Raw genomic sequence first — 26,026 nt, 5'->3', positions numbered from 1 at the left:
GCCCGGCGCCCGGCGCGCGCTCGAGTCTCGAAGGGGCGCCGGCGCGGCTGCTCAACCCACGGTGTCGCTCGCGCCCACCTCGTCGCGGGCCGCCACGAAGGCGGCCACGCAGCGCCGGATCTCCTCCTCGGAGTGCGCCGCCGACAGCTGCACACGGATGCGCGCCGCCCCGCGCGGCACGACCGGGAAGCTGAACGCCGTGACGTACACCCCGTGCCGCAGCAACGCGTCGGCCAGACGCGCGGTGAGCGCGGCGTCGCCGAACATCACGGGCACGATGGGGTGTTCGCCGGGCAGCAGCTCGAACGAGGCATCCGTCATCAATGAACGGAACAGCGCCGAGTTCGCACGCAACCGCGACCGCAACTCGCCCGACCCCGCGACGAGCGACAGCGCCTCGATCGTGCCCGCCACGATCGCCGGGGCGAGCGTGTTCGAGAAGAGGTAGGGGCGCGCGCGCTGGCGCAGCAGGTCGACGACCTCTTGACGAGCCGCGACATAGCCGCCGGATGCCCCGCCGAGCGCCTTGCCGAAGGTGCCGGTCGTGATGTCGACCCGGCCCTCGACGCCGCAGTACTCGGGCGTGCCGCGCCCGTGCTCGCCGACGAACCCGACGGCGTGCGAGTCGTCGACGAAGACGAGCGCGTCGTACTTCTCGGCGAGGTCGCAGATCTCGGCGAGGGGGGCGATGTAGCCGTCCATCGAGAAGACGCCGTCGGTCACGATCACCCGGCGTCGGGCATCGGATGCCGCCACCAGCTGCGCTTCGAGGTCGGCCATGTCGCGATTGCGATACCGGAACCGCCGCGCCTTCGAGAGGCGGATGCCGTCGATGATCGAGGCGTGGTTCAGCTCGTCGCTGATGATCGCGTCGTCGGCCCCGAAGAGCACCTCGAAGACGCCGCCGTTCGCGTCGAAGCACGACGAGAAGAGAATCGTGTCGTCGTATCCCAGGAACGACGACACTCGCTTCTCGAGCTCGAGGTGCAGCTCTTGCGTGCCGCAGATGAACCGCACGCTCGCGAGCCCGTAGCCCCAGTCGTCGAGGCCGGCGTGCGCCGCCGCGACGATGCGCGGGTCGTTCGCGAGCCCGAGGTAGTTGTTGGCGCAGAAGTTCAGCACCTCGCGGCCGGCGACCTCGATCTCGGAGGACTGCGGGCCGTGGATGCCGCGCTCGCGCTTCGTGAGGCCGGCGGCCTCGATCTCGTCGAGCTCGGCCCGCAGCTGGTCTCTCACCGTTCCGTACATGTTCAGAGCTCCGTCCAGTCGAGGATGACCTTGCCGACGCCGCCCGAGGCGGCCGCGTCGAATGCCGCACGCCACTCGCGCGCCGGGTAGCGGTCGCTGATGATGGATGCCACGCGCTCGCGCAGTGTGGCACTCGTCTGCAGCATCGCGCTCATCGAGTTCCAGGTCTCGAACATCTCGCGCCCGTAGATGCCCTTGAGCGTCAGCATGTGCGTGACGACCTTGCCCCAGTCGATCGCGTAGGGCTCGCTCGGCAGACCCAGCATCGCGATGCGCCCGCCGTGGTTCATGTTCTCGATCATCTCGGGCAGCGCCTTCGGCGACCCCGACATCTCGAATCCGACGTCGAAGCCCTCGCGCATGCCGAGGCGCTCCTGCGCCGCGCGCACCCGCTCCTTCGAGACGTCGACGACAGCGTCGGCGCCCATCTCGAGCGCGAGCGACAGACGTGCGGGCGAGACATCCGTCGCGACGATGAATCGTGCGCCGACGTGACGCGCCACGGCGATAGACATGAGCCCGATCGGCCCGCTGCCCGTGACGAGCACGTCTTCGCCGACCACCGAGAAGGCGAGCGCCGTGTGCACGGCGTTGCCGAAGGGGTCGAAGATCGCGCCCACCTCGGGGTCGACGTCGGCGTGGTGCACCCAGACGTTCTGGCCGGGGATGACGATGTACTCGGCGAACGCGCCGTCGCGATGCAGGCCCACGCCCTTCGTGCGGATGCACATCTGGCGGCGCCCGGCGCGGCAGTTGCGGCACATGCCGCACACGATGTGCCCCTCGCCCGAGACGCGGTCGCCGACGGCGACGTCGTGCACGAGCGGCCCCACCTCGACGACCTCGCCGTAGAACTCGTGGCCGGGAATCAGCGGGGCGGCGATCGTCGATGCGGCCCAGTCGTCCCACTGCTCGATGTGCAGGTCGGTGCCGCAGATGCCGGTGCGCAGCACCCGGATCTTCACGTCGGCCGGGCCCGTCACGGGTTCTGGCCGCTCGACGTACTCGAGGCCGGCGCCGGGGGCGGGTTTGTAGAGGGCCTTCATCGAAACTCCGTTGTTCAGAACATGAGCCACTGGGTGCGGCGGCCCATGCGAGTGGTCCGGTTGGTGCGCCGGATGACGCATCAATCGTATCCGCGATGAGTGGATGCCTCGTGGCGCGTATCGGCGATGAGTGGATGCCTCGTGGCCCGCGTCGCCCCGATCCCCCACCCCCGCGCCCCACCTCCGCCCCACGCCCCACGCCCGCCCTCACTCGCCCCCCTCACCTCTCTCTCCAGCGCCGAACGGGCAGTAGATGCCGCCTCCCCGCGGAATCGGCGGCATCTACTGCCCGCTCGGCGGCTTGCTCACCTGCTCGGTGGCTTGCTCGGCGGCTTGTCGCCCGCCTTGCGGGTGCGTGGGCCGGCGGTTAGTGTGATCGAGCCGATCGAATCGATTCGATCCGCGATCGTGGAGGAGAGACAGGCAGCATGACAACCCCCGGCCACACGGCGCAGACGACACGCGCCGGCCGCGAACTCGTCGCATGGCGCAACGCGATCTTCGCGATCTTCTTCCTCTCGGGGCTCAGCCTCGCGAGCTGGGTCGCCCGGCTGCCCGAAGTGCGCGACGCGACCGGACTCAGCACGCAGGGCGTCGGCCTCGTCATCCTCGCCGGATCGATCGCCGCGGTGCTCGGCCTCATCGCCGCGCCGCCGCTCATGGCCCGCTTCGGCGCGCGAGCGGGCATGGCCGGCGCGCTCGTGGCCGTCTCGCTCGGGCTCGTGTTCATCGGTTTCGGCGGCTCGTTGCTGCCGTCGATCCCGCTCATCGTGATCGGCCTCGCGTTCGCCGGCTTCGGCAACGGCGCGGTCGACGTCATGATGAACGTCGAGGGCGCCGAGGCCGAGCGCGAGCTCGGCAAGACCGTGATGCCGCTCATGCATGCCTTCTTCTCGTTCGGCACGGTCGCCGGCGCCGGCATGGCGGCCGCGGCCGCGGCCCTCGGCGTGCCCGTCGCCCTGCACCTCTCGATGATCGCCGCGATCATCGCGGTCGGCGCGATCGTGTCGGTGCGATTCGTGCCCAAGCGCAGCGAGCTCGGCGACCCGGCGGCCGCCGATGAGGGTGCCGGCGCGGCATCCACTCGCCCATGGACCGAGCGATTCCGCGACGGCCTCAAGGTCTGGGGCGACGTGCGACTGCTGCTCATCGGCGTGATCATGCTCGGCATGTCGTTCGCCGAGGGGTCGGCGAACGACTGGCTCACGCTCGCGGCGGTCGACGGCCACGGCTTCGACCCGGCCGTGGGGGCCGCGATCTTCACCGTCTTCGCGGTGTCGATGACGACCGCCCGGGTGCTCGGCGGCCCGCTCATCGACCGCTTCGGCCGCGTGCTGACGCTGCAGGTGCTCGCCGGCACCGGCGTGGTCGGGCTCAGCCTCTTCATCTTCGGCGGCGAGGTGTGGATGATCGTGGTCGGCACGATCCTCTGGGGCATCGGCGCCTCGATGGGCTTCCCGGTCGGCATGTCGGCGGCCGCCGATGTGCCCGACCGCGCCCAGGCCGCCGCGCGGGTGAGCGCCGTGGCGATCATCGGCTATTGCGCCTTCCTCGTCGGCCCGCCGTTCATCGGGTTCCTCGGCGAGCACTTCGGGTTGCTGAACGCCCTGCTCGTCATCCTCGTGCTCATGGTCATGGCGGGCCTCGCCGCCCCCGCCGCCCGCGAGCGCTCCCGCGAGCGCGCCCGCTGACCCGTTCATGGGGAGGGGAGCGTAAGCTCGACGGGTGCGTCTCGTCATCGCCCGCTGCTCCGTCGACTATGCGGGGCGCCTCGCGGCCCACCTCCCGCTCGCCACGCGCCTGCTCATGGTCAAGGGCGACGGCAGCCTGCTCGTGCACTCCGACGGCGGCAGCTACAAGCCGCTCAACTGGATGAGCCCACCCTGCACCCTTACGGTGCTCGAACCCGACGACGATCAGCGCGAGGCCGGCATCGTCGAGCTGTGGAAGGTCGTGCACCAGAAGACCGCCGACCAGCTCATCGTCTCGATCCACGAACTGCTGCACGACTCGAACCACGAGCTCGGCATCGACCCGGGCCTGCAGAAGGACGGCGTCGAGGCGCACTTGCAGAAGCTGCTCGCCGAGCAGATCGAACTGCTCGGCGACGGCCATCGGCTCGTTCGCCGCGAATACATGACGGCCATCGGGCCGGTCGACATCCTGGCGACGGATGCCTCGGGCAGAAGCGTCGCCGTCGAGCTCAAGCGCCGCGGCGACATCGACGGCGTCGAGCAGCTCACCCGCTACCTCGAGCTCATGAACCGCGATCCCCGGCTCGCGCCCGTCACCGGAGTGTTCGCCGCGCAAGAGATCAAGCCGCAGGCCCGCACGCTCGCCGAAGACCGCGGCATCCGCTGCGTCGTGCTCGACTACGACGCGATGCGCGGCGTCGACGACGGGCATTCGCGGCTGTTCTGAGGCGGTTTCGAGACGGCGGCGGCGCGCCACGCCGATCCGCACGAGGTCAAACCTGAGTGTCACTCGGATTTTCGCGGCCTAAGCTGTCACGATGACCACCGAGACCCTGACCACACCGACAGCGCCCGCAGCGACGCGCACCTGGTCGGCCGTGCTGTTCGACCTCGACGGCACGATCGTCGACTCGGCCTCCGACATCACCGCCTCGCTCGCCCACATGTTCACCGAGTTCGGCCTGCCCGTGCCGAGCGACGAGGTGCTGCGCAGCTACGTCGGCCCGCCGCTGCTCGACACCCTGCGCATGACCGCGGGGTTCAACGACGCCGAGGCCTGGGAGGCACTGAACGTCTACCGCGACCACTACGGCCAGCACGTGCTCCGCTCCCCCGTCTTCCCCGGTGTCGCGGGGGTGCTCGAGCGGCTGCACGCGGCGGGCGTGCCGATCGCGCTGGCCACCTCGAAGCCCGAGTCGATGGCCCGCAAGGTGCTCGATCACACCGGTCTGAGCCGCTACTTCACGGTCATCGCCGGCGCGAGCGAAGACGAGGAGCGCAGCACGAAGGCCGACGTCGTCGCCGATGCGCTGCGCCGACTGAAGGCCGCGGGTGTCGACACCGAGCACGCCGTGATGGTCGGCGACCGCGGCTACGACACGCTCGGCGCCCTCGCCAACGGCGTGCCGACGATCCTCGTCGAGTGGGGCTACGGCTCGCCCGCCGAGGCGGCCGACGCCATGGCCGTCGTGCATTCGGCCGACCAGTTGCGCAACCTGCTGCTCGGCTGAGTCGGGCGGCGCACTGACGACAGCGCAGGCGCGCAGCCGCCCGCACAGGCGCCGGCCGACGCGTCAGTAGCCGGATGTCGCGGGCGTGACCTCGACCGTGAACGAGACCGTGTCACCGGTCTCACCGTTGTCGAGCGTGACCCCGGTCGACCCGACGGCGGTCGCCGTGAGCCCGGGGTTGAACTGCGCACTGCCGTCGTCGCGCCCCGCGGTGGACTCGACGATCGCGGGGTCGTCGACCTCCGCCGGTCGCTGCGGCGACGAGCAGCCTGCGAGCCATCGGGCGGCGCGCGCCACGCGGCATCCGCTCGCCTGCCTTCGATCGGTCGACCATCTCGGCACCTCCACGGCCATGCGGTGCCGGGCACCGCCGTCACTGCAGCGTAGGCCGAGCGGATGTCGCGTGGCGCCCCATTCGGGACGCCCTGCGTCACTCGACTCGCGCGAGCGGTTCCTCCTCGTCGGCGGTCTCCTCTGGCAGCGGCGGCGCCCAGAACCTGAAGTACAGGTAGATCGCGACGCAGACGACGGCGAACGCGCCGACGACCGAGATCCAGAGCCAGAGCGAGCCGCCGAGCTCTCGCCAGTGCCCCTCCCACGCGACGACGCCGACGATGAAGACGACCGTGACGACGAGGTAGAGGGCGCCCCACAGCAGCTTCGAGTGGGCGAACAGCACCTCGCCCGACAGCAGTCTGATCGGCAGCAGGTCGATCAGCAGCATCACGATGCCCTCGGTCGTGATCGCGACGCACGTCTCGACGAGGAGCGCCCCGAGGAAGTCGTGCGGTTCGCCGTGCACGGTCATCGCGCTGAACCCGATCCAGGCCGCGATGCCGAAGACGATGATGATCGACGAGCGGATGGCGACCGCACGCCACGCGTGCTTCTTCATCGCGGGCTCGGCCATCGAGAGGCCGAGCACGAGGCCGACGAGGAACCCCGGCGAGAACTCGAGGAAGCGGGAGACGAGCACCCCGACGAGCGTCAGGATGAGCCCGAGCGGGCGGAAGCTGATGCGCGTGATGACCGACCAGCGCACCTTGAGGATGAGCCCGGTGAGCCAACTCGACACGAACGCGACGATGAAGAGCGCGAACGCGCACGCGATGAGCAGCCGCAGCGAATGGTCGTTGAACCCGAAATGCGGGTCGGCGACGCCGAACAGCACCGAGGTGACGGTGATCAGGGCGAGGGCGGCGAGCAGCGGCTCGCGGGCCATCCAGTCGGCGACTGCGACGTACCAACGCGGCAGTCGGAACCGCGCGGCGCGGGCGCTGAACCGCTGGTACTGCTCGGTGATCGTGGCGTTCAGCAGGTGCGCGGGGGCCGCCGCGAGCACGACGAGCACGAGGCCGATCGAGAACGCCGACGCGACCGTCGCGGGGTTCGCGAGCACCTCCCCGATGCGTTGCAGTGCCCCCGTGAGGATGTTCGGCGCGACCTCGCCCTCCTCCTCGGCCGCGGGTTCGCCGTGCTCGCCCTCGGCGACCTCGGCGGGCACCTCGACCTCTGGCACCGTTTCAGCGGTCGCTTCGGGCAGGGGGGTGGATGCCGCCGGCTCCGCCGGAGTCGTCGTGCCCTCAGCCGCGACGACGGCGCTCACCGGCGCGACCGCGACCGGCACGACCGTCAGGCCGGGCACGGCGGCCGGGGGGTTGGCCGGCGGCTGGGCCGGCGGCTGGACGGGCGGTTGGGCCGGCGGGTCGACGGGCGGGCTCGTCGACGGCTCGACGATCGTGATCGCCACTTGCTTCTGGGCCGGCGTGATGCCCGCGCCCGAGAGCGTCACGACGACCGCGTGCTGCCCGAGTGCCGCGTCGAGCGGAATCGTCGCGGCGGCGCCGAAGCGCCCGTCGGCGCCGACCGTCGCCGACGCGAGGGTCACCGGGTCGGAGTGCAGTTCGACCAGCACCGTGAGGCCCGGAGGCAGGTTCGACGCCGCGATCGAGAACGACGCACCCCGGCGGATACCGGCGGGGTCGATGCCGCCGAGCGTGAACATCCAGTTCGGGTCGAGGGTCGGCGGCACGACGACGGGCGGCGCGACCGTGACGGCCGGGCTCCAGACCGAGAGTCCGCCCGCGCGATAGGTGGAGGCCGTCTCTGCGAGCGGGCGGGCGTTCCGCTCGATCGCGGTGAAGCTCGCGGTCGCGTCGGTGGGGCCGGCCACGAGGCATCCCCACTGCCCGTTCTCGTCGACCGTGACCTCGCAGACCGTCGTGCCCTCGGCGTCGGCGACCTCGATGCCGTCGCCCGCGGCGCCCGTGCCGGCGATCGCGACCGAACCGTCGGCGGCGAGCTGGGCGATGCCGATCGTCGGAGCGGCGGGGATGACGATGACGTCGTCGACGGTCGCGCCGTCGGCGGAGTGGTCGGCGTCGCCGTCATCGTCGTCGTCGCCGTCGTGGTGATCGCCCTCGTGCCAGTGGCCGTTGTGCCAGTGGCCCTCGTGGCCCTCGCCGTCCCAGTGGCCGCCGTGCCAGTTGTCGTCGTCACCCTCGTCGTCGGGGTCGGGGTCGGGGTCGGGGTCGCTCACGCTGCCCTGCGCGGTCACGATGCGCCAGGCGCCGGGCTCGAGCGCATCGAAGGTGCACTGCACGGGCTGTTCCTGTGCGGTCTGCGGTGTGCTCTGCGACGCCTCAGGGCATTCGTCGACGAGCGCGCCGTCGGCGACGCGGTACAGGCTCACGACGACGTCGGTTCCGTTGCCGGCGGATGCCCCGACCGTCACCTCGGCCGGAGCGAACGAGTAGTCGACGAGCGGCGGCGTCGGCCCGTCGCCCGTCGCGGCGGCGGGCAACGCCCCGAGCAGGGCGCCTCCGAACACGAGCCAGACGGCGACCACGGCGGCAGCGAGCGGGCGACGCATGCAGCTCCCTTCATGACTCGATGGATCGAGGTGATCGAGGTGATCGAGTGTTCGGGCGGAAGGGCGCTCGGCCGGGCAGCACAACGCTGCGGGGATGGCGTCAGAATATGCTCGTGCAGGGCCATCCGCGACCCCCCGCCAGGGGGGTGGGCAGTGGAAGTGGCCCGCGAGGAACCGGCGGACGCGGCATCCTCATGGCGAATTCATATCATGATGAATCCTCGAGGTATCGGTGGCGCAAGAATCAGCCTCGCGCGGGCGACGCGCGCGCGGTATCGACACGAATCTGCGGCCGCACGCAACAGACGCGCGTCGTCATCGAAGAATCCGTTCACGGCACTTCCATAGGCGCGCCCCCGCACGGCAAGATTCCCAGTACGTTCGCCCACCGACGAGCGTCGTACGCGCCCCGTGGTCACCTCCATGGGGCGCACGAAGGGAGAAGCATGTCTGGATTCACGGGCCGCGCGCGCAAGCGCGCGGTTGCGGTCATCCCGGTGCTCGCGCTCGCTGCCACCGGACTGGTGACATTCAGCGCGACCGGAGCGGCCGCTGCGGATTCGCCGGTCTCACCACCGGTGATCAGCGATTCCGAGTACTACATGAACTACGTCGCTCCGCGCGCCGAGTCCGAGTTGTCCTCCGACGACGAAGCGGTCGTCGACCTCAATGGCAACAAGACCGGATCGCCGAGCGCGGAGACCGCACTCGAGCACGCCAAGGCGGTCGACCAGAAGTTCGCCCAGGGCAACCCGACGGCTGCTCGCCAACTCGCGAAGATCGAGGCGAAGGCGCAGAAGACGGGCAAGAGCCCGAAGAACCTGAAGCAGTCGAAGAGCACGCAGGAGGCGAAGCTCCTCACGATCCTCGTCGAGTTCGGCGGCACCGAGGACTTCAGCGATCTGCAGGTGCCGACCGAGTTCGGCGCCACGACCTGCAAGCCCGGTTCGGTGCAGTCGGGCCCGCTGCACAACAACATCCCCGACCCCGCGTCGTACGACCTCGAAGACAACAACTCGATGTGGGTGCCCGACTTCTCGAGCGAGCACTTCAACAAGATGCTCTTCTCCGACGAGGGGCTCACCGAGCGTGTGCGCACCGACCTGACAGGCCCCGACGGCCTGCCGGGCTTCGACATCTCGGGTTACACGATGAAGAACATGTACGAGGAGATGTCGCGCGGCGCCTACACGGTGCACGGCGCGGCGACCCCGTGGGTCACGGTGCCGCACTCCGAGGCGTACTACGGCGCCACGACCTGCCACCTGAACGACAAGGGCGTCTACGAGGCCGGCCCCATGCAGGACATGCAGGGTTACCCGACCAACAAGCTCGGCCCCGGCCAGCTGCCGATCGACGCGGTCGCCGCACTCGCGACAGCTCAGCCCGACTTCCCGTGGGCAGATTACGACATCGAAGATCAGGGCGACCGTGACGGCGACGGCGACGTCAACGAGCCCGACGGCGTGATCGACCACGTCGTGCTCGTGCACGCCGGTGAAGACAAGTCCGGCGGCGGCGGTGCCGAGGGCACCTACGCCGTGTGGGCACACTCTTCGTCCGTCGTCGGCGGCGCGAAGATCCCCGGCACCGAGCTGATGCTCTCGAACTACATCGTTCAGCCCGAAGACTCGGGCGTCGGCGTGTTCGCGCACGAGTACGGCCACGACCTCGGCCTGCCCGACCTCTACGACACCTCGAACGCCGCGTCGAGCGACGTCGACTTCTGGGATCTCATGAGCTCGGGTTCGCACTCGGGCCCGATCTTCCAGTCGATGCCGACCCACATGGGCCTCTGGGACAAGTGGGTGCTCGGCTGGGCCGACCCGCTCGTCGTGAACCCCGGTGACAACACGCAGACCGTCAAGGTCGGCCAGTCGTCACGCCCCGCGAAGGGCAGCGAAGACGGCGTCAAGGTCAACCTGCCCGACAAGGTAGTGACCCTCGCCGACCCGCACAGCGGCGCCGACATGTGGTACTCCGGCGCCGATTACGCGTGGGCCGACCTGCGACTCAGCCGCACGATCGACGTGCCCGCAGCTGCCGACGCGAAGTTCTGGATGTGGAACAACTTCGTCATCGAGTCGGACTGGGACTTCGGCTTCGTCGAGATCTCGACCGACGGCGGCACCACCTGGAACGAGCAGAAGGTCTACAACGAGGCCGGCGCGCTCGTCACGACCAACGACGGCTACTCCGACCCGAACGGCCGCATGGTCGACTTCGGCGACAAGAAGTACGGCCTCACCGGTTCGACCGACGGCTGGCGCCACGACTACGTCGACCTGGCGTCGTTCGCCGGCACGACCGTGCAGGTGCGCCTGCGCATGGCCACCGATGAAGCCTTCCAGGAGCGCGGCTGGTTCAGCGACGACTTCGCGGTCACGGGTGGCGGCGCCACCACGTGGAGCGACGACGTCGAGGGCGGCGACGCCGGCTGGACGACTGAGGCGACGACCTTCGTCGACGGCTCCGGCCCCGGCTGGCGTCACGACTCCGGCACGTCGGTCAAGGCGCAGTACTACCTGGTCGAGTGGCGCAACTTCGACGGCTTCGACGAGGGGCTGAAGTACGGCTACAACTCGGTCTACAGCGCCGGCGCGTGGAAGGTCGAGAAGCTCGCGTACAACGCACCCGGTGCGCTCGTCTGGTACCGCGACACGACGTACGGCAACACGAACATGCCGCTCGCGAACGAGACGGCGTTGCCGAGCTACGGCGCCAAGGGCGGACTGCTCATCGTCGACAGTCACTTCAACCCGCTGCAGCGCACGGGGGCGGCGGCCGACCTCGACCCGTCGACGATGAACGCGATGGCCTCGCGTGCGCAGTCGTCGAACGCGGCGTTCGGACTCGCGAAGACCCACCCCTTCACCGAGTGCATCACCGACGCGGCGCTCGCGGAGTACTGCACCGACATCCCCGCCCTCGACCCGGTGAGCACCTTCACCGACGACCAGGGATGGGTGCCCGGCTTCGCCGTCAACCCCGCGAACGGCAACCTGTACTACCGCGATGCCGACGCGTCGACCGTCGTACCGTCGGTGGGCAACGCGCAGTACAGCACCCCGCTGTACGACCTCGCCGGCAACCGTTTCACGGAGTTGGACGGCGTCGACATCGGCCTCGGCCCGTTCGGCTCGGGCAACCCGGCCGACGACGGCGTCGGCTTCGGCACCGTCATCCAGGTCAAGAAGGCGATGAAGGGCAACACGGCCGCGCTGATCAGCATCACCCCGCCGCGCGCGGGCTGATCGAGCGGCAACACCGCAACACAGCAACACCGCAACGCGCAACACCGCAACACCGACGAGGCGTCGGCTCCCTTCGGGGGTCGGCGCCTCGCCGCGTGCGTGGGGCGGGAGGCGCACGGCCGCCCCGCACCCGTACACTTGCCGACGACGCACGAGGAGGTGCCGTGAACGACGCCCGAACCACACTCACGCACGAGCGCGAGATCACCGAGCCCGTCTCGCTGACCCTGCCGAACGGGAGGCTGAACCCGGCCGCCGTCGGGTGGACGCGGCATCCACTGCACGACACCTCGGGCATCCGCCCCGGCGGCACCGGCACCGGCCGCAACAAGCGCTGGGAGTATTGGGGCATCACGACCCCCGACCACATCATCGCCGTTACCGTCGCGATGCTCGACTACGCGACGATCAATCAGGTGTGGGTGTTCGACCGGGCCACCTCGACCGACATCGATGCGAGCGCGATCACGCCGCTCTCGCGCGGGGTCGAGCTGCCGGGCTCACTCCGCGAGGTCGGCGGCAGCACCGCAGGCACGGGCGCAGGCAGCGGCGAGCGACCGGCGACCGCCCGCGTGCCGGGCATCGAGACGACGATCACCGAGATCTCGGGCGGCACCCGAATCGCCGCGACCACGAAGCGGGTCGCGATCGACATCGTCGCCGAACGGCCTGCCGGTCACGAGGCGATGGGCGTCGTCGTGCCGTGGAGCGACACGAGGTTCCAATACACGGTGAAGGATGTCGCGCGCCCGGCCCGCGGCACGATCACGATCGACGGGGTCGCCCACGACGTGCCGGCCGGTGAGAGCTGGGCGGTGCTCGACCACGGGCGCGGCCGCTGGCCGTACTCGATGCGCTGGCACTGGGGCGCCGCCTCAGGCATCGAAGGCGGGCGGCGGCTCGGCCTGCAGCTCGGCGGCCTCTGGACCGACGGCACCGGCTCGACCGAGAACGCGCTCTCGGTCGATGGCCGCCTGCACAAGCTCGGCGCCGAGCTGCGCTGGAGCTTCGACGCGAACGACTGGCTTCGGCCGTGGACGATCACGGGCGACCGCGTCGACCTGACCTTCACGCCGTTCCACGACCGGTACACGAAGACGGCGTTCGGCGTCATCCACTCCGAGACGCACCAGTGCTTCGGCAGCTACCGCGGCACCGTGACCGACGACTCGGGCACGCCGGTGCCGATCGATGCACTCGTGGGCTGGGCCGAGTACGTGAGGAACCGCTGGTGAACGCCCGCGCCCGCCGCCGCACCGCGCGAGGGTCGGCCCGCCGAGTGTTAACGTTCAGGCGCGCAGTGCGGCGCGGAACGGTATCACTCGGCGCACGGCGTTAACACTCGGCGGAACGGGTCGGCGGAACAAGTCGTCGGCGGGCAGGCGGGACTCAGCGAGCGAGCACGCCGTCGAGCAGGCGATCGAGACCCCACGCGAACGCGGGAGGCTCACCGCCGACCGTCGAGCGATCGGGCGGACCGTCGCCTGTCACGAGGTGCGCGGTCGCCTCGGTGAGGGGGTGGCTCGCGGCATCCGACCACAGCGCGCCGGCCGTGCTGGGCGCCGCGGACTCTGCGAAGTCGACCCGCTCGGCGGCGTCGAGCGCGGCGATGCCGAGCACGTACGCGCGCACCGCGTGGGCGGCGCGGGCGGCATCGGCCTGCGCCAGGCCATCGGCCATGAAACCGGCGATGAGGGTTTCACTCACTCCGAGTGCGTGATGGCCGTCGAGGGGCCCGCTCGTGACGAGCACCATGGCGCCCGTGTGCTCGGCGAGCCGTGCGCGCAGGGCTGCGGCGAGCGCGTGCACGCGGTCGCGCCAGGCGACGGCGGGGTCGGATGCCGCGGCGAGATCGAGGCTCGACAGCAGCTCTTCGACCATCGCGCGCAACAGCGCGTTCTTCGACGGGAAGTACGTGTAGATCGCCGTCGGCGTGAGGCCGAGCGCCGCGGCGACGCCGCGCACCGAGACCGCGGCGAAACCCTTCCGCTCGAGGATCTCGAACGCGGCGTCGACGATGTCGACCTGGCTGACGCTGCGCCTCGGTCCGGGTTTCATGGTGCTCCTGTGTGGTACGGGCGCGGGATTCGGCGCTCAGACCATTCTCCCGGGTCGCACCGCCCCCTCCGCACCTCCCGCGCTCGACTGTGCGGCGTGGTCAGGCGATCGACCTGAGGAAGGTCAGGACCGATGCCGGCTCCTCGATCAGCGGAGCGAGCGCCGAGTTGAAGGCTGCACCGTGCCGAGCGGCGAGATGCGCGGCGAACGCGGCGCCGTCGCTGTAGACCTCGGTGACGATGAATCGGCTCCCCACCGAGGGCGGCCCGACACCCCCCGACACGCCGACCGGAGGCGCCTCCACCCGATGCGGTGTGAAGTCGAGGCATCCCGGTTCTCGGCGCACTTCGACCGCGAAGGCGAGGAGAAGGCGCTCCACCTCCTCCTCGCACCCCGGCCTGGCCGTGAACTCGGCCATGAGTTCGACGCGCGCCGAGCCATTCGTCACCGTCATTCGCGTGCTGCGCCGGTCATGATCGCGACCGCGTCGGTCATCGAGTGCGACTGCGGCGTGATCGTCGCGGCACGCTTTCCGAGGCGTTGGATGTGGATGCGGTCGGCGACGTCGAACACATGTGGCATGTTGTGCGAGATGAGGATGACGGGGATGCCGCGATCGCGCAGGTTCCTGATGAGCTCGAGCACCTGGTTCGACTCCCGCACGCCGAGCGCGGCGGTCGGCTCATCGAGCACGACGACCTTCGATCCGAACGCGGCGGCTCGAGCCACCGCGACCGCCTGGCGCTGCCCGCCCGACAGGTTCTCGACCGGCACGGTCACGTCCTGCAGCGTCGAGATGCCGAGCGCACGCAGTTCGTTGCGCGCCTTCTCCCTCATGCCCTTCTGGTCGACGACGCGGAACACCGAGCCGAGGATGCCGCGTTTTCGCTCCTCGCGCCCGAGGAACAGGTTCGCGGCCACGTCGAGCGCCGGCGAGACGGCGAGGTTCTGGTAGACGGTCTCGATGCCGGAGGCGCGGGCGTCTTGGGGGCGCCTGAAGTGCACCGGCTTCTGGTCGAGGAAGATCTCGCCCTCGTCGGGGACCTCGGCGCCCGTGAGGCACTTGATGAGCGTCGACTTGCCGGCGCCGTTGTCCCCGATGATCGCGAGCACCTCGCCGGGGTACAGCTCGAGGCTCACCCCGTCGAGGCCGACGACCCGGCCGAACGTCTTCACGAGTCGGCGGGCGCGAAGGATCGGGGTTCGGGTCTCTGCGGGGCCGGCGGCGGGCGCCTGGCCCGCGGCATCCGTTGCGGTGGTCATTTGCGTACCTTTCGAATCCACTGGTCGACCGAGACGGCGACGATGATGAGCACGCCGACGGCGAACGTCTGCCAGAGCACGTCGAGCCCGGCGAGTGACAGGCCGTTGCGGAACACGCCGACGATGAGCGCGCCGAGGAGGGTGCCCCACACGGTGCCGCGACCGCCGAAGAGGCTCGTGCCGCCGATGACGACGGCGGTGATCGAGTCGAGGTTGAGCTCGGCGCCCGCATTGGGCGACGCTGCGTTGGTGCGACCGATCTGGATCCAGGCGCCGAGCGCGAGGATCGCGCCCGCCGCGAGGTAGACGCTCATCAGCACCCGGTTGACGCTGATGCCGGCGAGGCGCGCGGCCTCGGGGTCGTCGCCCACCGCGTAGACGTGGCGGCCCCAGGCCGTCTTCGCGAGGATCAGGGCGACCACCACGTAGAGGAGCAGCATCATCAGCACGCCGATGGTGAAGTTCACGCCGCCGATGTTGAACGTGGCGCCCATCGCGGTGAGCAGCTCGGGCATCTCGGCACCGCGGATGGTGGCGCCGCCCGAGTACAGCAGGGTGAGCGCGACGAAGATGCTGAGCGTGCCGAGGGTCACGATGAACGGCGGCAGCTTCAGGCGCGTGACGAGGAAGCCGTTGAACGCGCCGGCCGCGAGGCCGACGACGAGGCCCAGGAACAGGGCGAGCACCCCGGGGATACCGAGTTGCACGCTCGTCTGCGCCATCACCATCGAGCTGAGCACCATGACCGCACCGACCGAGAGGTCGATGCCCGCGGTGAGGATGATGAGGGTCTGGGCGACGGCGAGGGTACCGACCACGGCGACCTGCTGCGTGATGAGCGAGAGGTTCGCCGGGTTCAGGAAGCGGTCGTTGAGCAGGCCGAAGACGATGACGGCGAGCACGAGCACGATCGCCGGACTGACGGCCGGATAGCGGTGCAGGATGTTGCGGACGCGGCTGAGGGGCGTCGTTCGGTCGAGGAACTCCTCGGCCAGGTCGAGCGCCGAGGTCGGCGGCTCGGTGGTCGGCTGGGTCACGTTGATACTCCGATGTTCAGTGGGTGAGCGGTGCCGGGGGTCAGCCCCAGCAGATCTCGCCGCCCTGTGCGGTGTCGATGGAATCGACGCCGTCTTGGGGGTCGTCGGTGACGAGCGCGACGCCGGTGTCGAAGAAGTCGAGCCCTGCAGTCGTCTCGGGTGCCCTGCCGGTCTTCACGAGGTCGAAGATCGCCTGCACGCCGAGCTCGGCCATCTTGACCGGGTACTGCTGGCTGGTCGCGCCGATGACGCCCTCGCCGACCTGCTCGACGCCGGCGCAACCGCCGTCGACGGACACGACGATCACGTCGTCCTTGCCCGCTGCCTTGAACGCCTCGTAGGCGCCGTGGGCGGCCGGTTCGTTGATCGTGTAGACGACGTTGATGTCGGGGTTCTTCGAGAGCAGGGTCTCGGCGGCGGTGCGGCCGCCGTCTTCGGCGCCACCGGATGCCTCGTTGCCGACGATCGCGTAGTCGCCTCCGCTGTACGTGCCGGTGGCCTCTTCGTCGCCGTTCACCTCGGCGTCGGCGGTGTCGATGCCCATGCCGTCGAGGAAGCCCTGGTCGCGGTTGACGTCGACCGAGACGATCTTGTCGTCGAAGAGGTCGATGAGCGCGATGGTCGCCGTCTCGCCTGCGAGCTTGGCCGCGGTCCACTCGCCGATCTCCCGGCCGGCCGCGAAGTTGTCGGTCGCGAAGGTGATGTCGACCGCCTCGGGATCGGCCGGCGGCGTGTCGAGGGCGATCACGAAGAGCCCGGCGTCGCGGGCCTTCACGAGCGCGTCTTCGACGCCGGGGCCGTTCGGCGTGATCAGGATGCCGGCGTCGCCCTTGGAGACGGCGTTCTCGATCGCCTGGATCTGGGTGTCCTCGTCGCCGTCCTCCTTGCCGGCAGCGAGCGTGAGCTCGACGCCGAGTTCGTCGGCGGCCGTCTCCGCGCCGTCCTGCATGGCGACGAAGAACGGATTGGTCGTGGTCTTGACGATGAGCGAGACGCCGATCGCGGCGGCGTCAGCGCCGCCGCCAGCATTGGTGCCGCTGTCGCCGGCGCAGCCGGTCAGGGCGAGTGCCGCGACTGCGGTGAGCGATCCGGCGGTGATGAGACGGCGGCGGAGCGCACCGGCTGCTGTGTGATTCATCGATGAATCTCCTCTGGTGTGGGAAGACTCGTTGTCCTCCTGACAACGATGTCAACGTTAGGTCTAGCCCATGGACGCATGTATAGTCAAGTCCAACTTGCATATTTGGGAGCTAATCGTGACACCGTTGTCAAATCCGAGTTCGATGCCGGAGGGCGCGCGTTCGCGACCGACGATGCGGCACGTGGCCGCCTTGGCCGGCGTCGGCGTGAAGACGGTCTCCCGCGTCATCAACGGCGAGCCGAACGTGTCTGCGGCCACGATCGCCAAGGTCGAGGCCGCGGCCCGCACGCTCGACTACCAGCCCGACCTGCACGCCGGCAACCTCCGCCGCGCCGACGGCCGCACCCGCACGCTCGGCCTCCTCGTCGGCAGCGTCGACAACCCGTTCTCGGGCGCCGTGCACCGCGCCGTTGAAGACGCGGCTCTCGCCCGTGGCGTCTCGGTGTTCGCCTCCAGCCTCGACGACGATCCGGCGCGCGAGCAGGAGGCGGTCTCGGCCTTTCTCCGGCGCCGCGTCGACGGCCTGATCCTCACCACCATCACCGAGAGCCAGGCCTACCTCGCTCCCGAGCTCCGTCGCGGCACCCCGGTCGTCTTCGTCGACCGCGAGCCCGCGGGCATCACCTCGGACGCCGTGATCAGCGACAACGCCGACGGGGCCGCACTCGCGACCCGGCACCTTCTCGAGCGGGGGCATCTGCGCATCGCCTACCTCGGAGACCGCCCCGGCATCCAGACGGCTCGCGAGCGTCACCGCGGCTACCTCGACGAACTCGGCCGGGCCGGGGTGTCCACGCGCGACCAGCTGGTCGTCGAGGGCCTCCACGACGAGGCGACGTCGCACGCCGCGACCCTCGCGCTCTTCGACGCACCGATCCCGCCGACCGCGATCTTCTCCAGCCAGAACCTCGTGACCATCGGCGCCATCCGTGCACTGCGCGAACTCGGCCGCCAGTACGACACGGCACTCGTGGGCTTCGACGATGTGCCGCTCGGCGACCTGCTCGACCCCGGCGTCACGGTCGTGGCGCAGAACCCCCAGCAGATCGGTCGCACGGCCGCCGAACGGATCTTCGCCCGTCTCGATGGCGACACCACCCCAGCGGCGCGCACGATCGTGCCGACGCGGCTCATCGAGCGCGGGTCGGGCGAGATCGCACCCCGAACGGAGGGCTGAGCGGATGTCACGGCACGACGCCGATCCCGGCACGCGCATCACGGTCATCGGCGACGCGCTCATCGATGAGCTGCGCGACCCGCGCGGCACGCGTGAGTTCGTCGGCGGCGCCGCCCTCAACGTCGCGGTCGGCCTCGCGCTCCTGGGCGAGCAGGTGACCCTCGTCGCCATGCTCGGCGACGACGAGCCCGCCTCGCGCATCCGCGCCTACCTGCGCGATTACGGCGTACGGCTGATCGAGAGCCCCTCGGCGCTCGGCACCTCGCGGGCCATCTCGGATCGCACCGACGGCGAGCCCCGATACGAGTTCAACGAGGCCGCGCGGCGGCGCCGCATCCGCTTCGACGACGCGACCCGCGCCGGGATCGACGCAGCCGACCTCGTCGTGGTCAGCTGCTTCCCGTTCGACGACGCAGACCAGTACGCGTCGCTGGTCGCCGCCATCGACCGGCCCGAGCAGCGCGTCGTCGTCGACGGCAACCCGCGTGCCGGCATGCTCGTCGATCGCACCGTCTTCCTCGCGAACTTCGAGGATTTCGCCTCCCGCGCCCTGCTCACCAAGGTGGGCGACGAAGACGCCGAGCTGCTGCTCGACGACTCGCTCCAGGCGTTCATGGACCGACTTCGAGGCCGCCGGGCCGCGCGGGGCGCGATCCTCGCCACGGCCGGGCGCGACGGGGCAACGGTCAGTCATGGCGACGCCGTCGTGCAGTCGGGCATCGTCGACCTCCCCGGCGAGATCGTCGACACCATGGGCGCCGGTGACGCCACGCTCGCCGCGGTCGTGCACCGGGCCGCCGAGGGCGGTCTGCCGCGGACGCCGGAGGAGTGGGGTTCCGCCCTGCTCGAGGCCATGACGATCGCCTCGGCGACGGTGCGGCACGAGGGTGCGCTGCTCCGGATCCCACGGCGCGAGGCCGTCGCCCCGAGCTGACGCCGGTGCGGGAGAGCCCGCTTGCAATGTGCGCCGGACAATACGCTGCTCGTGCCGGTGGCGGGCTGAGGCGAGCGGGCTCGGGCTCAGAACGGCCAGACGAACGGCACGTAGAACACCGCGACGACGAGGAACAGCAGGAGCAGCGGCAACCCGAGCCTCCAGTAGTCGCCGAAGCGATAACCGCCGGGCTCGAGCACCATGGTGTTCGCGGGCGTCGCGACCGGGGTGAGGAACGACGCCGCGCCGGCGACCGTGAGCGCCATCATGAACGGCAGCACCGAGACCCCGAGGTCGGCCGCGACGACGACCGCGACGGGCGCGACGATGAGCACGGTCGCCGTGTTCGAGATGAGCTGGCCGAGCACCATCGTGAGCGCGCAGATCGCGAACAGGGCGAAGTACGGCGAGCCGTCGCCGATGAGACCGATCAGTCCGTCGGCGATCAGCGCTGCGGTGCCGGTCGTGATGAACGCCGTCGACAGCGGGATCATGCCGGCCACGAGCACGACTGTCGTCCACGAGATGCTGCGGTAGGCCTGCGTCGGGCTGACCACCCTGGTCAGCACAAGAGCGGATGCCGCGGCGAGCCCCGCGATCGCCGGCGGTACGAGTCCCGTGGCGAGCAGCACGACCATCAGGCCGAGGATCGCGATCGCGCGCTTCGCACCGGTGCCGAGCGGCACCGAACGGCGCATCGTCGCCGGATCGTCGACGACGAGCACATCGGGGCCGGCGGTGCTTCGCTCGAGATCGCCCCACGGGCCGGTGACGAGCAGGGTGTCGCCGGCCTGCAGCAGCGCGTCGGCGCCGACGAGGTCTTCACCGCCCCGCTGCACCGCGAGCACGACGAGATCGCCGCTCGGCGTGCACATCCCGGGGAAGAGGTGCATGCCGATGAGCGACGAGCGCGGGGCCACGACCACCTCGGTCACCCCCTCGCGCACGCCGATGAGCTCGGTGCCCTCGGGCAGGTGGTACTGCTCGCGCAGGGTGCGGGCGTGGGCCCTGACATCCTGCGGCAGGCTCGTCGCGGCCCGTTCGGGCAGCAGTCGCCGACCGAACAGGGAGATGATGAGCACGGTGCCGACGACGAGCGGCACGCCGACGAGGCCGAACTCGAAGAAGCCGAACGGGCGCCCTCCGGCGTCGGCGGCCGCCTCGCTCACGATGATGTTCACCGGGGTGCCGGTGAGGGCGAGCAGCGACCCCGCGTGCGCCGAGAACGCGAGCGGCATGAGCATCTGCGACGGCGCGATGCCCGCACGGGTCGCGACGACGACGACCACCGGGATGAGTGCCGCCACGGCCCCGTTGATGCTGATGAGCGCGGTGACCCCGGCCACCAGCAGGCACACCACGAGCAGCAGCGGCCCGCGCTTCGTGCCGGCCCGGCCGATGACCTGCTGCCCCGCCCAGGCCGTGACGCCCGTCGAGTCGAGCGACTCGCTCACGACGAAGAGGGCGGCGATGAAGATCACGGTCGGGTCGCCGAAGCCGGCGAGCGCCTGTCCGAGATCGAGGATGCCGGTGGCCCAGAGTGCGACGGAGACGCCGATCGCCACGATGCCGAGCGGCACGCGGTTCGACATGAACGCGATGATCGCGAGCGCGAGGATGACGAGCGTGGTCGCGACGGGATCCATGGGGCACAGACTAGCGCCGAGGCATCCGCTGCCCTGCCGATCGGAGCGCGCTACAGGAGCGGACCGCTGAACGACCGCAGCCTGGTCGTGATGGCCGACCCGGCGAGGGTGCCGAGCGCGATCGCGACCATCGTCGCCGCCGTCGTCACGAGCGTGTCGGCGCCGGCCTCGTCGCCGCTGAGGATGGTGGCGACCCCGACGAGTCCGAGCGCCCCCGGCACGAGCAGCCAGAAGGCGGGAAGGAAGCTGACGACGGCGGGCGGGCCGGTGCGCTGGCGCGCCACGAGCACCGCGACGGGCGTCATCACGAAGGCTCCGACGAACGCCGAGAGCACGCCGCCGAAGAAGATGTCGCCGATGACCTGCGCGCCATACGCCGAGTAGAGCACGAGCAGGATCCAGACGAGCGAGTCGCGTCGGCCGCACTGGTACACGACGATTCCGACGCCGAACACGGCGACGGCGATCCAGGGGGCGATGGGCCCGATCGTCCCGGACGCCGCGGGGGCCGCGATCGCCGGGATCCCGACGAGAGCAGCGGCACCGACGATGCCGACGGCGAGCAGCACGAGCTGCATGGTGCCGGCGGCGAGTCGCCCGCCGCCCGACACCATCTGGCCGGTCGCGAGCTCGATCACGCCCGTCGTGAGGAGCGACCCGGGCAGCAGCATCACGAGCGGAGCGATGAGGGCCGGCAGCACGCCCGGGTCGAGCCCCGCGTGGAGCAGCAGGTACACCGTCAGTGAGACGACGAACGCGACGCCCACCGTCACGAGCGCCTGGTACTCGCGCGGGGCGCGGGCCGAGACGATCAGGGCGGCCCCTGCGAACAGGCCCAGCACGGCGGCGACCCCCGTGCCCGCCCACGATGCGCCGAGCAGCACCGACAACCCCGCCGAGAGCAGCCCGTAGGCGACGACCCGCTGGGTCGACGAGTACGGCAGCGGCTGTCGGCGGAGCTTCCGGATGGCCCGCACGGTCGCCGCCGGATCGAGGTCGCCCGTGCGAGCGGCGTCGACCGTGCGGTGCAGCGCATCGATCTGCGAGAGCGTCAGCTTGTTGTGTCCGCTCGTGACGGCTCCGGTGCTGAGCTCGCCGACGCCCCGGGCCGAGACGATCAGCGCGGTCGGGAACACGATGATCTCGGTCGCCGGCAGAGCGTTCACGGTCGCGATGTCGTGAAGCGCGGTCTGCACCGTCGTCACCGAGTACCCGGCGTCGATCATCGCCTCGCCGATCGCCTCCATCGCGGTGAGCGTGACCGCAGGCAGCGGGGAGGCGCCCGGCCCGGGCCCGCCCGGCACGAGGAGGCCGGTGGTGTGCGAGCCGGTCTCGGCCGCCGCATCGGTTCCCGGCCTGCGGACGGCGAAGAGCACGGCGGCGCTGGCGAGCAGCACGAGCGCCGCGATGACCCACGACCACGGCGACTGATGGTCGTCGAGCACGGCCGGCTCGACCGGCTCGAGCACCGGTGCCTCGCTCGGCTCGGGTTCGGGCGTCGGAGTCGGCACCTCGGTCGCGGGGGCTTCCGTCGCCGGAGGCGGCGTGGTCGGTGCCGGCTCCTCGGTCGGGGTCGGCTCGATCGTCGGGGTGGGCGTCGGCTCGGGTTCGGGCTCCGGTGCCGCCGACTCCACGGGATCCACCGGCTGATCCGTCGACAGCGGTTCCGCGGCCGAGGTGATCGACCACGCCGCGGGCGCTGCGGCCACGAGGCATCCGGCCCCGAACCAACCGGCGACGACGACCGCGCCGATCGTGATCACGACCCGCGCACGCCCCCCGGCTGACATGTCGCTCACTGTAGTCGTGACGAGTCGCGTCGTTCAATGCGCGGGCTCCACCGCCCCGAGCCCCCGACCGACTACCGTGAGCACCACAGCAGCTGCTGGAACTCGAGGGGACGTTCATGAGCATGCACGCCGAAGCATCCGTCGCCGCTCCGATCGCGAAGACCTCGTGGCTCGCGCTCATCGTCGTCGTGATGACGCAGATCCAGGCGTCGTTCGCGGTGAACGCGCTCACCGTCTCGATGGCCGGCATCACGACCGACCTCGACACCCCCGCGAGTTCGGTCGGCACGGCGATCACCGCCGGCACCTTCGCGATGGCCGCGTTCATCCTGCTCGGAGCCAAGGTCGGTTCCCGGTTCGGCAGTCGCGGCGTGTTCCAGATCGCCGTCGCGATCCACGGCGTGGCCATGCTCGGCGTCGCCCTCAGCGTCTCGCCTGCCATGCTCTTCATCGCGCAGGCGTCGTCGGGTGCGGTCATCGCGCTCATCGCGCCCGCGCTCACCGTGTTCATCGCCACCAACTACCACGGCCCGCAGCAGGGCAAGGCGATCGGCCTGCTCGCCGCGGCGATCCCCGCGGCCGGCGTGCTGGCGCTCCTGCTCGCAGGCTCGTTCGCGAACACGATCGGCTGGCGCTGGTCGTTCGTGCTCATGGTCGCCCTCGCCGTCGTCAACCTGCTGCTGAGCTTCAAGCTCAAGCGCGTGCCGGCCCAGCCCGGTCTCTCGATCGACTGGACCGGCGCGATCCTCGCGGCCGTCGGCGTCATCCTCCTGAGCTTCGGCTTCTCGGGCCTCTCGACGTGGGGCGTCTGGCTCGCGACCGATCAGGCACCGTTCGACGTGCTCGGCATCTCGCCCGCACCGCTTCTCGTGATCGCCGGACTCGTCGTCGGACAGATCTTCTTCTCGTGGCTGCGGCGCCGCGGGCGCGAGGGCAAGCCGAGGATCTTCGACCTGCGGGTGCTCGCGACCGGCTCCGAGCGGGCGATCACGGCGTGCATGTCGATCATGCTCTTCGTCGGCACCGCGGCGAACTTCCTGATCCCGCTGTACATCCAGGTCGTGCAGGGCCGGTCGAGCATCGAGACCTCGTTCTCGATCATCCCCTACACGCTCTCGATCTTCCTCGCCTCGACGTTCGTCGCCTCGCTCTACGGCCGGTTCGCGCCGCGGGCGATCGCGAGCGCCGGGTTCGTCGTCGTCGCGTCGGCGCTCACGCTCCTCGCCTTCACCGTGCGCGGCGAGTGGAGCCAGGGCTTCGTCATCGCCGGCCTCATCCTGCTCGGCCTCGGGCAGGGCGCCATCGTCGCGCTCGTCTTCAACACGCTGCTCTCGTCGGCGCCGAAGCAGCTCGCGGGCGATGTCGGCGCCTGGCGCGGGCTCGTGCACAACCTCTCGGGCAGCGTCGGCATCGCCGTGGGCACCGCCTTCGCGGTCGGAATGCTCTCGGCCATGCTGCTGAACGGCGCACAGGAGCACCCCGAGATCTCCGACGAGCTCATCTCTCAGGTGAACTTCAACGAGGCCGACTTCCTCACGAACGAACAGCTCGCAGCGGTGCTCGAGTCCCGCGCGAGCGGCCCCGAACTCGACGCAGCGATCATCGTCAACGCCGAGGCGCGACTGCAGGCGCTGAAGGTGTCGCTGCTCGGACTCGCTGCGCTGTCGCTGCTCGCGATCGTGCCGGCCACCCGCATGCCCGGCCGACTCCGCGACGAACTGCCCGAGAAGCTCGAGCCCGACGACGACGACCCGATCGACCCCGTCGACCCCGACGAACTCACCGACCTCGACGATGAAACGGAGGCGTTCGCATGACTCGCGCCGCGAACAAGCTCATCCCCGGCGACTTCGACGCGGTGTCGTCGCTCGCCTACACCGCGGCCGTCGTGCTCGACGACGCGCTGGCCGACGCCGAGGTGACCGGCGTGCTCGTCACCACCCCGGTCGCCGACGGCGAGTCGATCGCCGGGCTGGACCCGGCGGCCTGGGAGCGCGCCGGATTCGAAGCGAAAGCCGGGCAGTCGCTGTACGTTCCGGGCGACCGGCCGATCGTGCTCGTGGGCGCCGGTGCGACCGCCGAGCTCACGACCAACGGGCTGCGCGATGCCGTCGCGACCTTCGTGCGTGCGGCGTCGAAGAAGGCGTCGCGTCTCGGCCTCGAGCTCCCTGCGCTCGGCGGGCTCGACCGCGGCATGGCGGGTCAGGCGATCGCCGAGGGTGCCGCCCTCGCCGGGTACCGCTACACCGGGCGCGCGACGAAGCAGCCCGACAGCAGGCTCGAGCGACTCGCACTGCGCATCGGCGACGTCACCGCCGCGACCGCCGACGCCGCAGAACTTGCCGCCGGCATCGAGGGCGGACTCGTCACCGCCCGCGCGGCGAACGTCGCGCGCGACCTCGCGAACACTCCCCCTGGCCACCTCACTGCGACCGACCTGGCCGAGGTCGCCGTCACCCTCGGCGAGCGGTTCGGCTTCGACGTCGAGGTGTTCGACAAGCAGCAGCTCATCGAGCTCGGCTGCGGGGGCCTGCTCGGCGTCAACCGCGGCTCGACCGAGGAGCCGCGCATGGTGAAGCTGCGCTACACGCCCGCCGGCGCCTCGACCGGGCACCTCGGGCTCGTCGGCAAGGGCATCATGTACGACTCGGGCGGCATCAGCCTGAAGCCGTCGGACCCGATGCACCTGCTCATGAAGATGGACATGGGCGGCGCGGCATCCGTGCTCGGCGCCTTCACCGCGCTGCGGGCGCTCGATGCCACCGCGACCGCGACCGGCTGGCTCATGTGCACCGACAACATGCCGTCGGGTTCGGCGTATCAGCTCGGCGACGTGCTGACCGCGCGGAACGGCATGACCGTCGAGGTGAAGAACACCGACGCCGAGGGCCGGCTCGTGATGATGGACGCCATCGCCCTCGCCAACGAGGAGGGCGTCGACACGATCATCGACATCGCGACCCTCACCGGCGCTGCGCTCATGGCGCTCGGCACCTCGACCGCGGCACTCTTCGGCAACGCCGAGGCGACGCTCGCCGCCGTCGAGCGCGCGTCGGCGGCGACCGATGAGCAGGTCTGGCGCATGCCGCTCGAGCGAAAGTACCGCAAACAGCTCGATTCGGATGTCGCGGACCTCTCGAACCTCGGCGGCACCTTCGCCGGCGCGACGACGGCGGCGCTCTTCCTCGACCACTTCGTCGGCACGACGCCGTGGGCGCACCTCGACATCGCGGGCACGATGCAGTCGGACGCCGACGACTCGTGGCGGTCGAAGGGCGCGACCGGCTTCGGCACGCGCATCCTCATCGACGTGGCGCGGGGCTTTCAGCCGGCGAGTTGAGGCGCGGACGAGCCG

20 protein-coding genes are annotated in these 26,026 nt (G+C 70.5%); 9 read left to right on the top strand and 11 right to left on the bottom strand.

The genetic code is table 11. The annotated features are described in order from the left end of the window. Window positions 1–51: 51 nt before the first annotated feature. Complete coding sequence (locus ACWGST_RS10925) at window positions 52–1,248, bottom strand: glycine C-acetyltransferase (protein ID WP_452046691.1); 1,197 nt, start codon at window positions 1,246–1,248, stop codon at window positions 52–54. A gap of 2 nt (window positions 1,249–1,250) precedes the next feature. Then, window positions 1,251–2,294 (bottom strand): L-threonine 3-dehydrogenase, encoded by a 1,044-nt coding sequence (gene tdh / locus ACWGST_RS10920; RefSeq protein WP_452046690.1) that lies wholly within the window; start codon window positions 2,292–2,294, stop codon window positions 1,251–1,253. A gap of 428 nt (window positions 2,295–2,722) precedes the next feature. On the opposite strand from tdh, the gene ACWGST_RS10915 reads away from it, so the two are divergent. The 3 genes from ACWGST_RS10915 to ACWGST_RS10905 all read left to right on the top strand — a co-directional run bounded on the left by ACWGST_RS10915 (window position 2,723) and on the right by ACWGST_RS10905 (window position 5,499). Further along, the gene (locus ACWGST_RS10915) at window positions 2,723–3,985 is read left to right on the top strand and encodes an MFS transporter (protein WP_452046689.1); all 1,263 of its coding nucleotides are present in this window, start codon (window positions 2,723–2,725) and stop codon (window positions 3,983–3,985) included. A gap of 34 nt (window positions 3,986–4,019) precedes the next feature. Continuing rightward, window positions 4,020–4,715, top strand: a complete 696-nt coding sequence (gene nucS, locus ACWGST_RS10910) for an endonuclease NucS (protein WP_452046688.1) — start codon at window positions 4,020–4,022, stop codon at window positions 4,713–4,715. Window positions 4,716–4,806: 91 nt separating this feature from the next. Next, the gene (locus ACWGST_RS10905; protein ID WP_452046687.1) at window positions 4,807–5,499 is read left to right on the top strand and encodes an HAD hydrolase-like protein; all 693 of its coding nucleotides are present in this window, start codon (window positions 4,807–4,809) and stop codon (window positions 5,497–5,499) included. Window positions 5,500–5,562: 63 nt separating this feature from the next. On the opposite strand, the gene ACWGST_RS10900 is transcribed toward ACWGST_RS10905, so the two are convergent. Together ACWGST_RS10900 and ACWGST_RS10895 are read right to left on the bottom strand one after the other, a co-directional pair. Next, the gene (locus tag ACWGST_RS10900) at window positions 5,563–5,796 is read right to left on the bottom strand and encodes a hypothetical protein (RefSeq protein ID WP_452046686.1); all 234 of its coding nucleotides are present in this window, start codon (window positions 5,794–5,796) and stop codon (window positions 5,563–5,565) included. 133 nt (window positions 5,797–5,929) lie between these two features. Then, window positions 5,930–8,371 (bottom strand): hypothetical protein, encoded by a 2,442-nt coding sequence (locus tag ACWGST_RS10895; RefSeq protein ID WP_452046685.1) that lies wholly within the window; start codon window positions 8,369–8,371, stop codon window positions 5,930–5,932. 446 nt (window positions 8,372–8,817) lie between these two features. Here ACWGST_RS10895 and ACWGST_RS10890 point away from each other — a divergent pair, with 446 nt between their 5' ends. Further along, complete coding sequence (locus ACWGST_RS10890) at window positions 8,818–11,625, top strand: immune inhibitor A domain-containing protein (protein WP_452046684.1); 2,808 nt, start codon at window positions 8,818–8,820, stop codon at window positions 11,623–11,625. 164 nt (window positions 11,626–11,789) lie between these two features. Further along, entirely contained in the window at window positions 11,790–12,860 is a 1,071-nt protein-coding gene (locus tag ACWGST_RS10885; RefSeq protein WP_452046683.1) for a DUF2804 domain-containing protein, read from the top strand. A gap of 154 nt (window positions 12,861–13,014) precedes the next feature. On the opposite strand, the gene ACWGST_RS10880 is transcribed toward ACWGST_RS10885, so the two are convergent. The 5 genes from ACWGST_RS10880 to ACWGST_RS10860 form a co-directional block, all read right to left on the bottom strand. After that, window positions 13,015–13,683, bottom strand: coding sequence for a TetR/AcrR family transcriptional regulator (locus ACWGST_RS10880; protein WP_452046682.1), 669 nt, complete (start codon window positions 13,681–13,683; stop codon window positions 13,015–13,017). A gap of 100 nt (window positions 13,684–13,783) precedes the next feature. Beyond that, window positions 13,784–14,137 carry a putative quinol monooxygenase gene (locus ACWGST_RS10875; RefSeq protein WP_452046681.1) on the bottom strand — a complete coding sequence of 118 codons (354 nt, stop codon included), beginning with the start codon at window positions 14,135–14,137 and terminating at the stop codon, window positions 13,784–13,786. Further along, window positions 14,134–14,946 (bottom strand): ATP-binding cassette domain-containing protein, encoded by an 813-nt coding sequence (locus ACWGST_RS10870; protein WP_452046680.1) that lies wholly within the window; start codon window positions 14,944–14,946, stop codon window positions 14,134–14,136. The genes ACWGST_RS10875 and ACWGST_RS10870 overlap by 4 nt, the downstream gene beginning before the upstream one ends. After that, the gene (locus ACWGST_RS10865) at window positions 14,943–15,983 is read right to left on the bottom strand and encodes an ABC transporter permease (protein WP_452046679.1); all 1,041 of its coding nucleotides are present in this window, start codon (window positions 15,981–15,983) and stop codon (window positions 14,943–14,945) included. Before ACWGST_RS10865 ends, ACWGST_RS10870 begins: the two co-directional genes overlap by 4 nt. Window positions 15,984–16,023: 40 nt before the next feature. Next, the gene (locus ACWGST_RS10860; RefSeq protein ID WP_452046678.1) at window positions 16,024–17,121 is read right to left on the bottom strand and encodes a substrate-binding domain-containing protein; all 1,098 of its coding nucleotides are present in this window, start codon (window positions 17,119–17,121) and stop codon (window positions 16,024–16,026) included. A 175-nt stretch (window positions 17,122–17,296) separates the two neighbouring features. On the opposite strand from ACWGST_RS10860, the gene ACWGST_RS10855 reads away from it, so the two are divergent. Together ACWGST_RS10855 and ACWGST_RS10850 are read left to right on the top strand one after the other, a co-directional pair. After that, window positions 17,297–18,301 carry a LacI family DNA-binding transcriptional regulator gene (locus ACWGST_RS10855; RefSeq protein WP_452046677.1) on the top strand — a complete coding sequence of 335 codons (1,005 nt, stop codon included), beginning with the start codon at window positions 17,297–17,299 and terminating at the stop codon, window positions 18,299–18,301. A gap of 4 nt (window positions 18,302–18,305) precedes the next feature. Beyond that, window positions 18,306–19,235, top strand: coding sequence for a carbohydrate kinase family protein (locus ACWGST_RS10850; RefSeq protein WP_452046676.1), 930 nt, complete (start codon window positions 18,306–18,308; stop codon window positions 19,233–19,235). Window positions 19,236–19,321: 86 nt separating this feature from the next. Here ACWGST_RS10850 and ACWGST_RS10845 read toward each other — a convergent pair whose 3' ends face one another. Both ACWGST_RS10845 and ACWGST_RS10840 read right to left on the bottom strand, forming a co-directional pair. Then, window positions 19,322–20,881, bottom strand: coding sequence for an SLC13 family permease (locus ACWGST_RS10845; protein WP_452046675.1), 1,560 nt, complete (start codon window positions 20,879–20,881; stop codon window positions 19,322–19,324). A gap of 50 nt (window positions 20,882–20,931) precedes the next feature. After that, window positions 20,932–22,671 carry a threonine/serine ThrE exporter family protein gene (locus ACWGST_RS10840; protein ID WP_452046674.1) on the bottom strand — a complete coding sequence of 580 codons (1,740 nt, stop codon included), beginning with the start codon at window positions 22,669–22,671 and terminating at the stop codon, window positions 20,932–20,934. 116 nt (window positions 22,672–22,787) lie between these two features. On the opposite strand from ACWGST_RS10840, the gene ACWGST_RS10835 reads away from it, so the two are divergent. Beyond that, window positions 22,788–24,488 (top strand): MFS transporter, encoded by a 1,701-nt coding sequence (locus tag ACWGST_RS10835; protein WP_452046673.1) that lies wholly within the window; start codon window positions 22,788–22,790, stop codon window positions 24,486–24,488. Further along, on the top strand, window positions 24,485–26,011 hold the full coding sequence (locus tag ACWGST_RS10830) for a leucyl aminopeptidase (RefSeq protein WP_452046672.1): 1,527 nt from the start codon (window positions 24,485–24,487) through the stop codon (window positions 26,009–26,011). Before ACWGST_RS10835 ends, ACWGST_RS10830 begins: the two co-directional genes overlap by 4 nt. Window positions 26,012–26,026 lie beyond the last annotated feature (15 nt).

It is taken from the genome of Agromyces sp. NPDC055520 (assembly GCF_053619715.1).
Note: the sequence above shows the minus strand (reverse complement) of the source record. Positions and strands in the feature narration are given on the sequence as shown.

What these genes read in the sequence shown, in the direction of transcription:
- ACWGST_RS10925 (WP_452046691.1), bottom strand. Translation starts at nt 1,248, where the DNA reads ATGTACGGAACGGTGAGAGACCAGCTGCGGGCCGAGCTCGACGAGATC.
- tdh (WP_452046690.1), bottom strand. Translation starts at nt 2,294, where the DNA reads ATGAAGGCCCTCTACAAACCCGCCCCCGGCGCCGGCCTCGAGTACGTC.
- ACWGST_RS10915 (WP_452046689.1), top strand. Translation starts at nt 2,723, where the DNA reads ATGACAACCCCCGGCCACACGGCGCAGACGACACGCGCCGGCCGCGAA.
- ACWGST_RS10905 (WP_452046687.1), top strand. Translation starts at nt 4,807, where the DNA reads ATGACCACCGAGACCCTGACCACACCGACAGCGCCCGCAGCGACGCGC.
- ACWGST_RS10895 (WP_452046685.1), bottom strand. Translation starts at nt 8,371, where the DNA reads ATGCGTCGCCCGCTCGCTGCCGCCGTGGTCGCCGTCTGGCTCGTGTTC.
- ACWGST_RS10890 (WP_452046684.1), top strand. Translation starts at nt 8,818, where the DNA reads ATGTCTGGATTCACGGGCCGCGCGCGCAAGCGCGCGGTTGCGGTCATC.
- ACWGST_RS10880 (WP_452046682.1), bottom strand. Translation starts at nt 13,683, where the DNA reads ATGAAACCCGGACCGAGGCGCAGCGTCAGCCAGGTCGACATCGTCGAC.
- ACWGST_RS10875 (WP_452046681.1), bottom strand. Translation starts at nt 14,137, where the DNA reads ATGACGGTGACGAATGGCTCGGCGCGCGTCGAACTCATGGCCGAGTTC.
- ACWGST_RS10870 (WP_452046680.1), bottom strand. Translation starts at nt 14,946, where the DNA reads ATGACCACCGCAACGGATGCCGCGGGCCAGGCGCCCGCCGCCGGCCCC.
- ACWGST_RS10860 (WP_452046678.1), bottom strand. Translation starts at nt 17,121, where the DNA reads ATGAATCACACAGCAGCCGGTGCGCTCCGCCGCCGTCTCATCACCGCC.
- ACWGST_RS10855 (WP_452046677.1), top strand. Translation starts at nt 17,297, where the DNA reads ATGCGGCACGTGGCCGCCTTGGCCGGCGTCGGCGTGAAGACGGTCTCC.
- ACWGST_RS10850 (WP_452046676.1), top strand. Translation starts at nt 18,306, where the DNA reads ATGTCACGGCACGACGCCGATCCCGGCACGCGCATCACGGTCATCGGC.
- ACWGST_RS10845 (WP_452046675.1), bottom strand. Translation starts at nt 20,881, where the DNA reads ATGGATCCCGTCGCGACCACGCTCGTCATCCTCGCGCTCGCGATCATC.
- ACWGST_RS10840 (WP_452046674.1), bottom strand. Translation starts at nt 22,671, where the DNA reads ATGTCAGCCGGGGGGCGTGCGCGGGTCGTGATCACGATCGGCGCGGTC.
- ACWGST_RS10835 (WP_452046673.1), top strand. Translation starts at nt 22,788, where the DNA reads ATGAGCATGCACGCCGAAGCATCCGTCGCCGCTCCGATCGCGAAGACC.
- ACWGST_RS10830 (WP_452046672.1), top strand. Translation starts at nt 24,485, where the DNA reads ATGACTCGCGCCGCGAACAAGCTCATCCCCGGCGACTTCGACGCGGTG.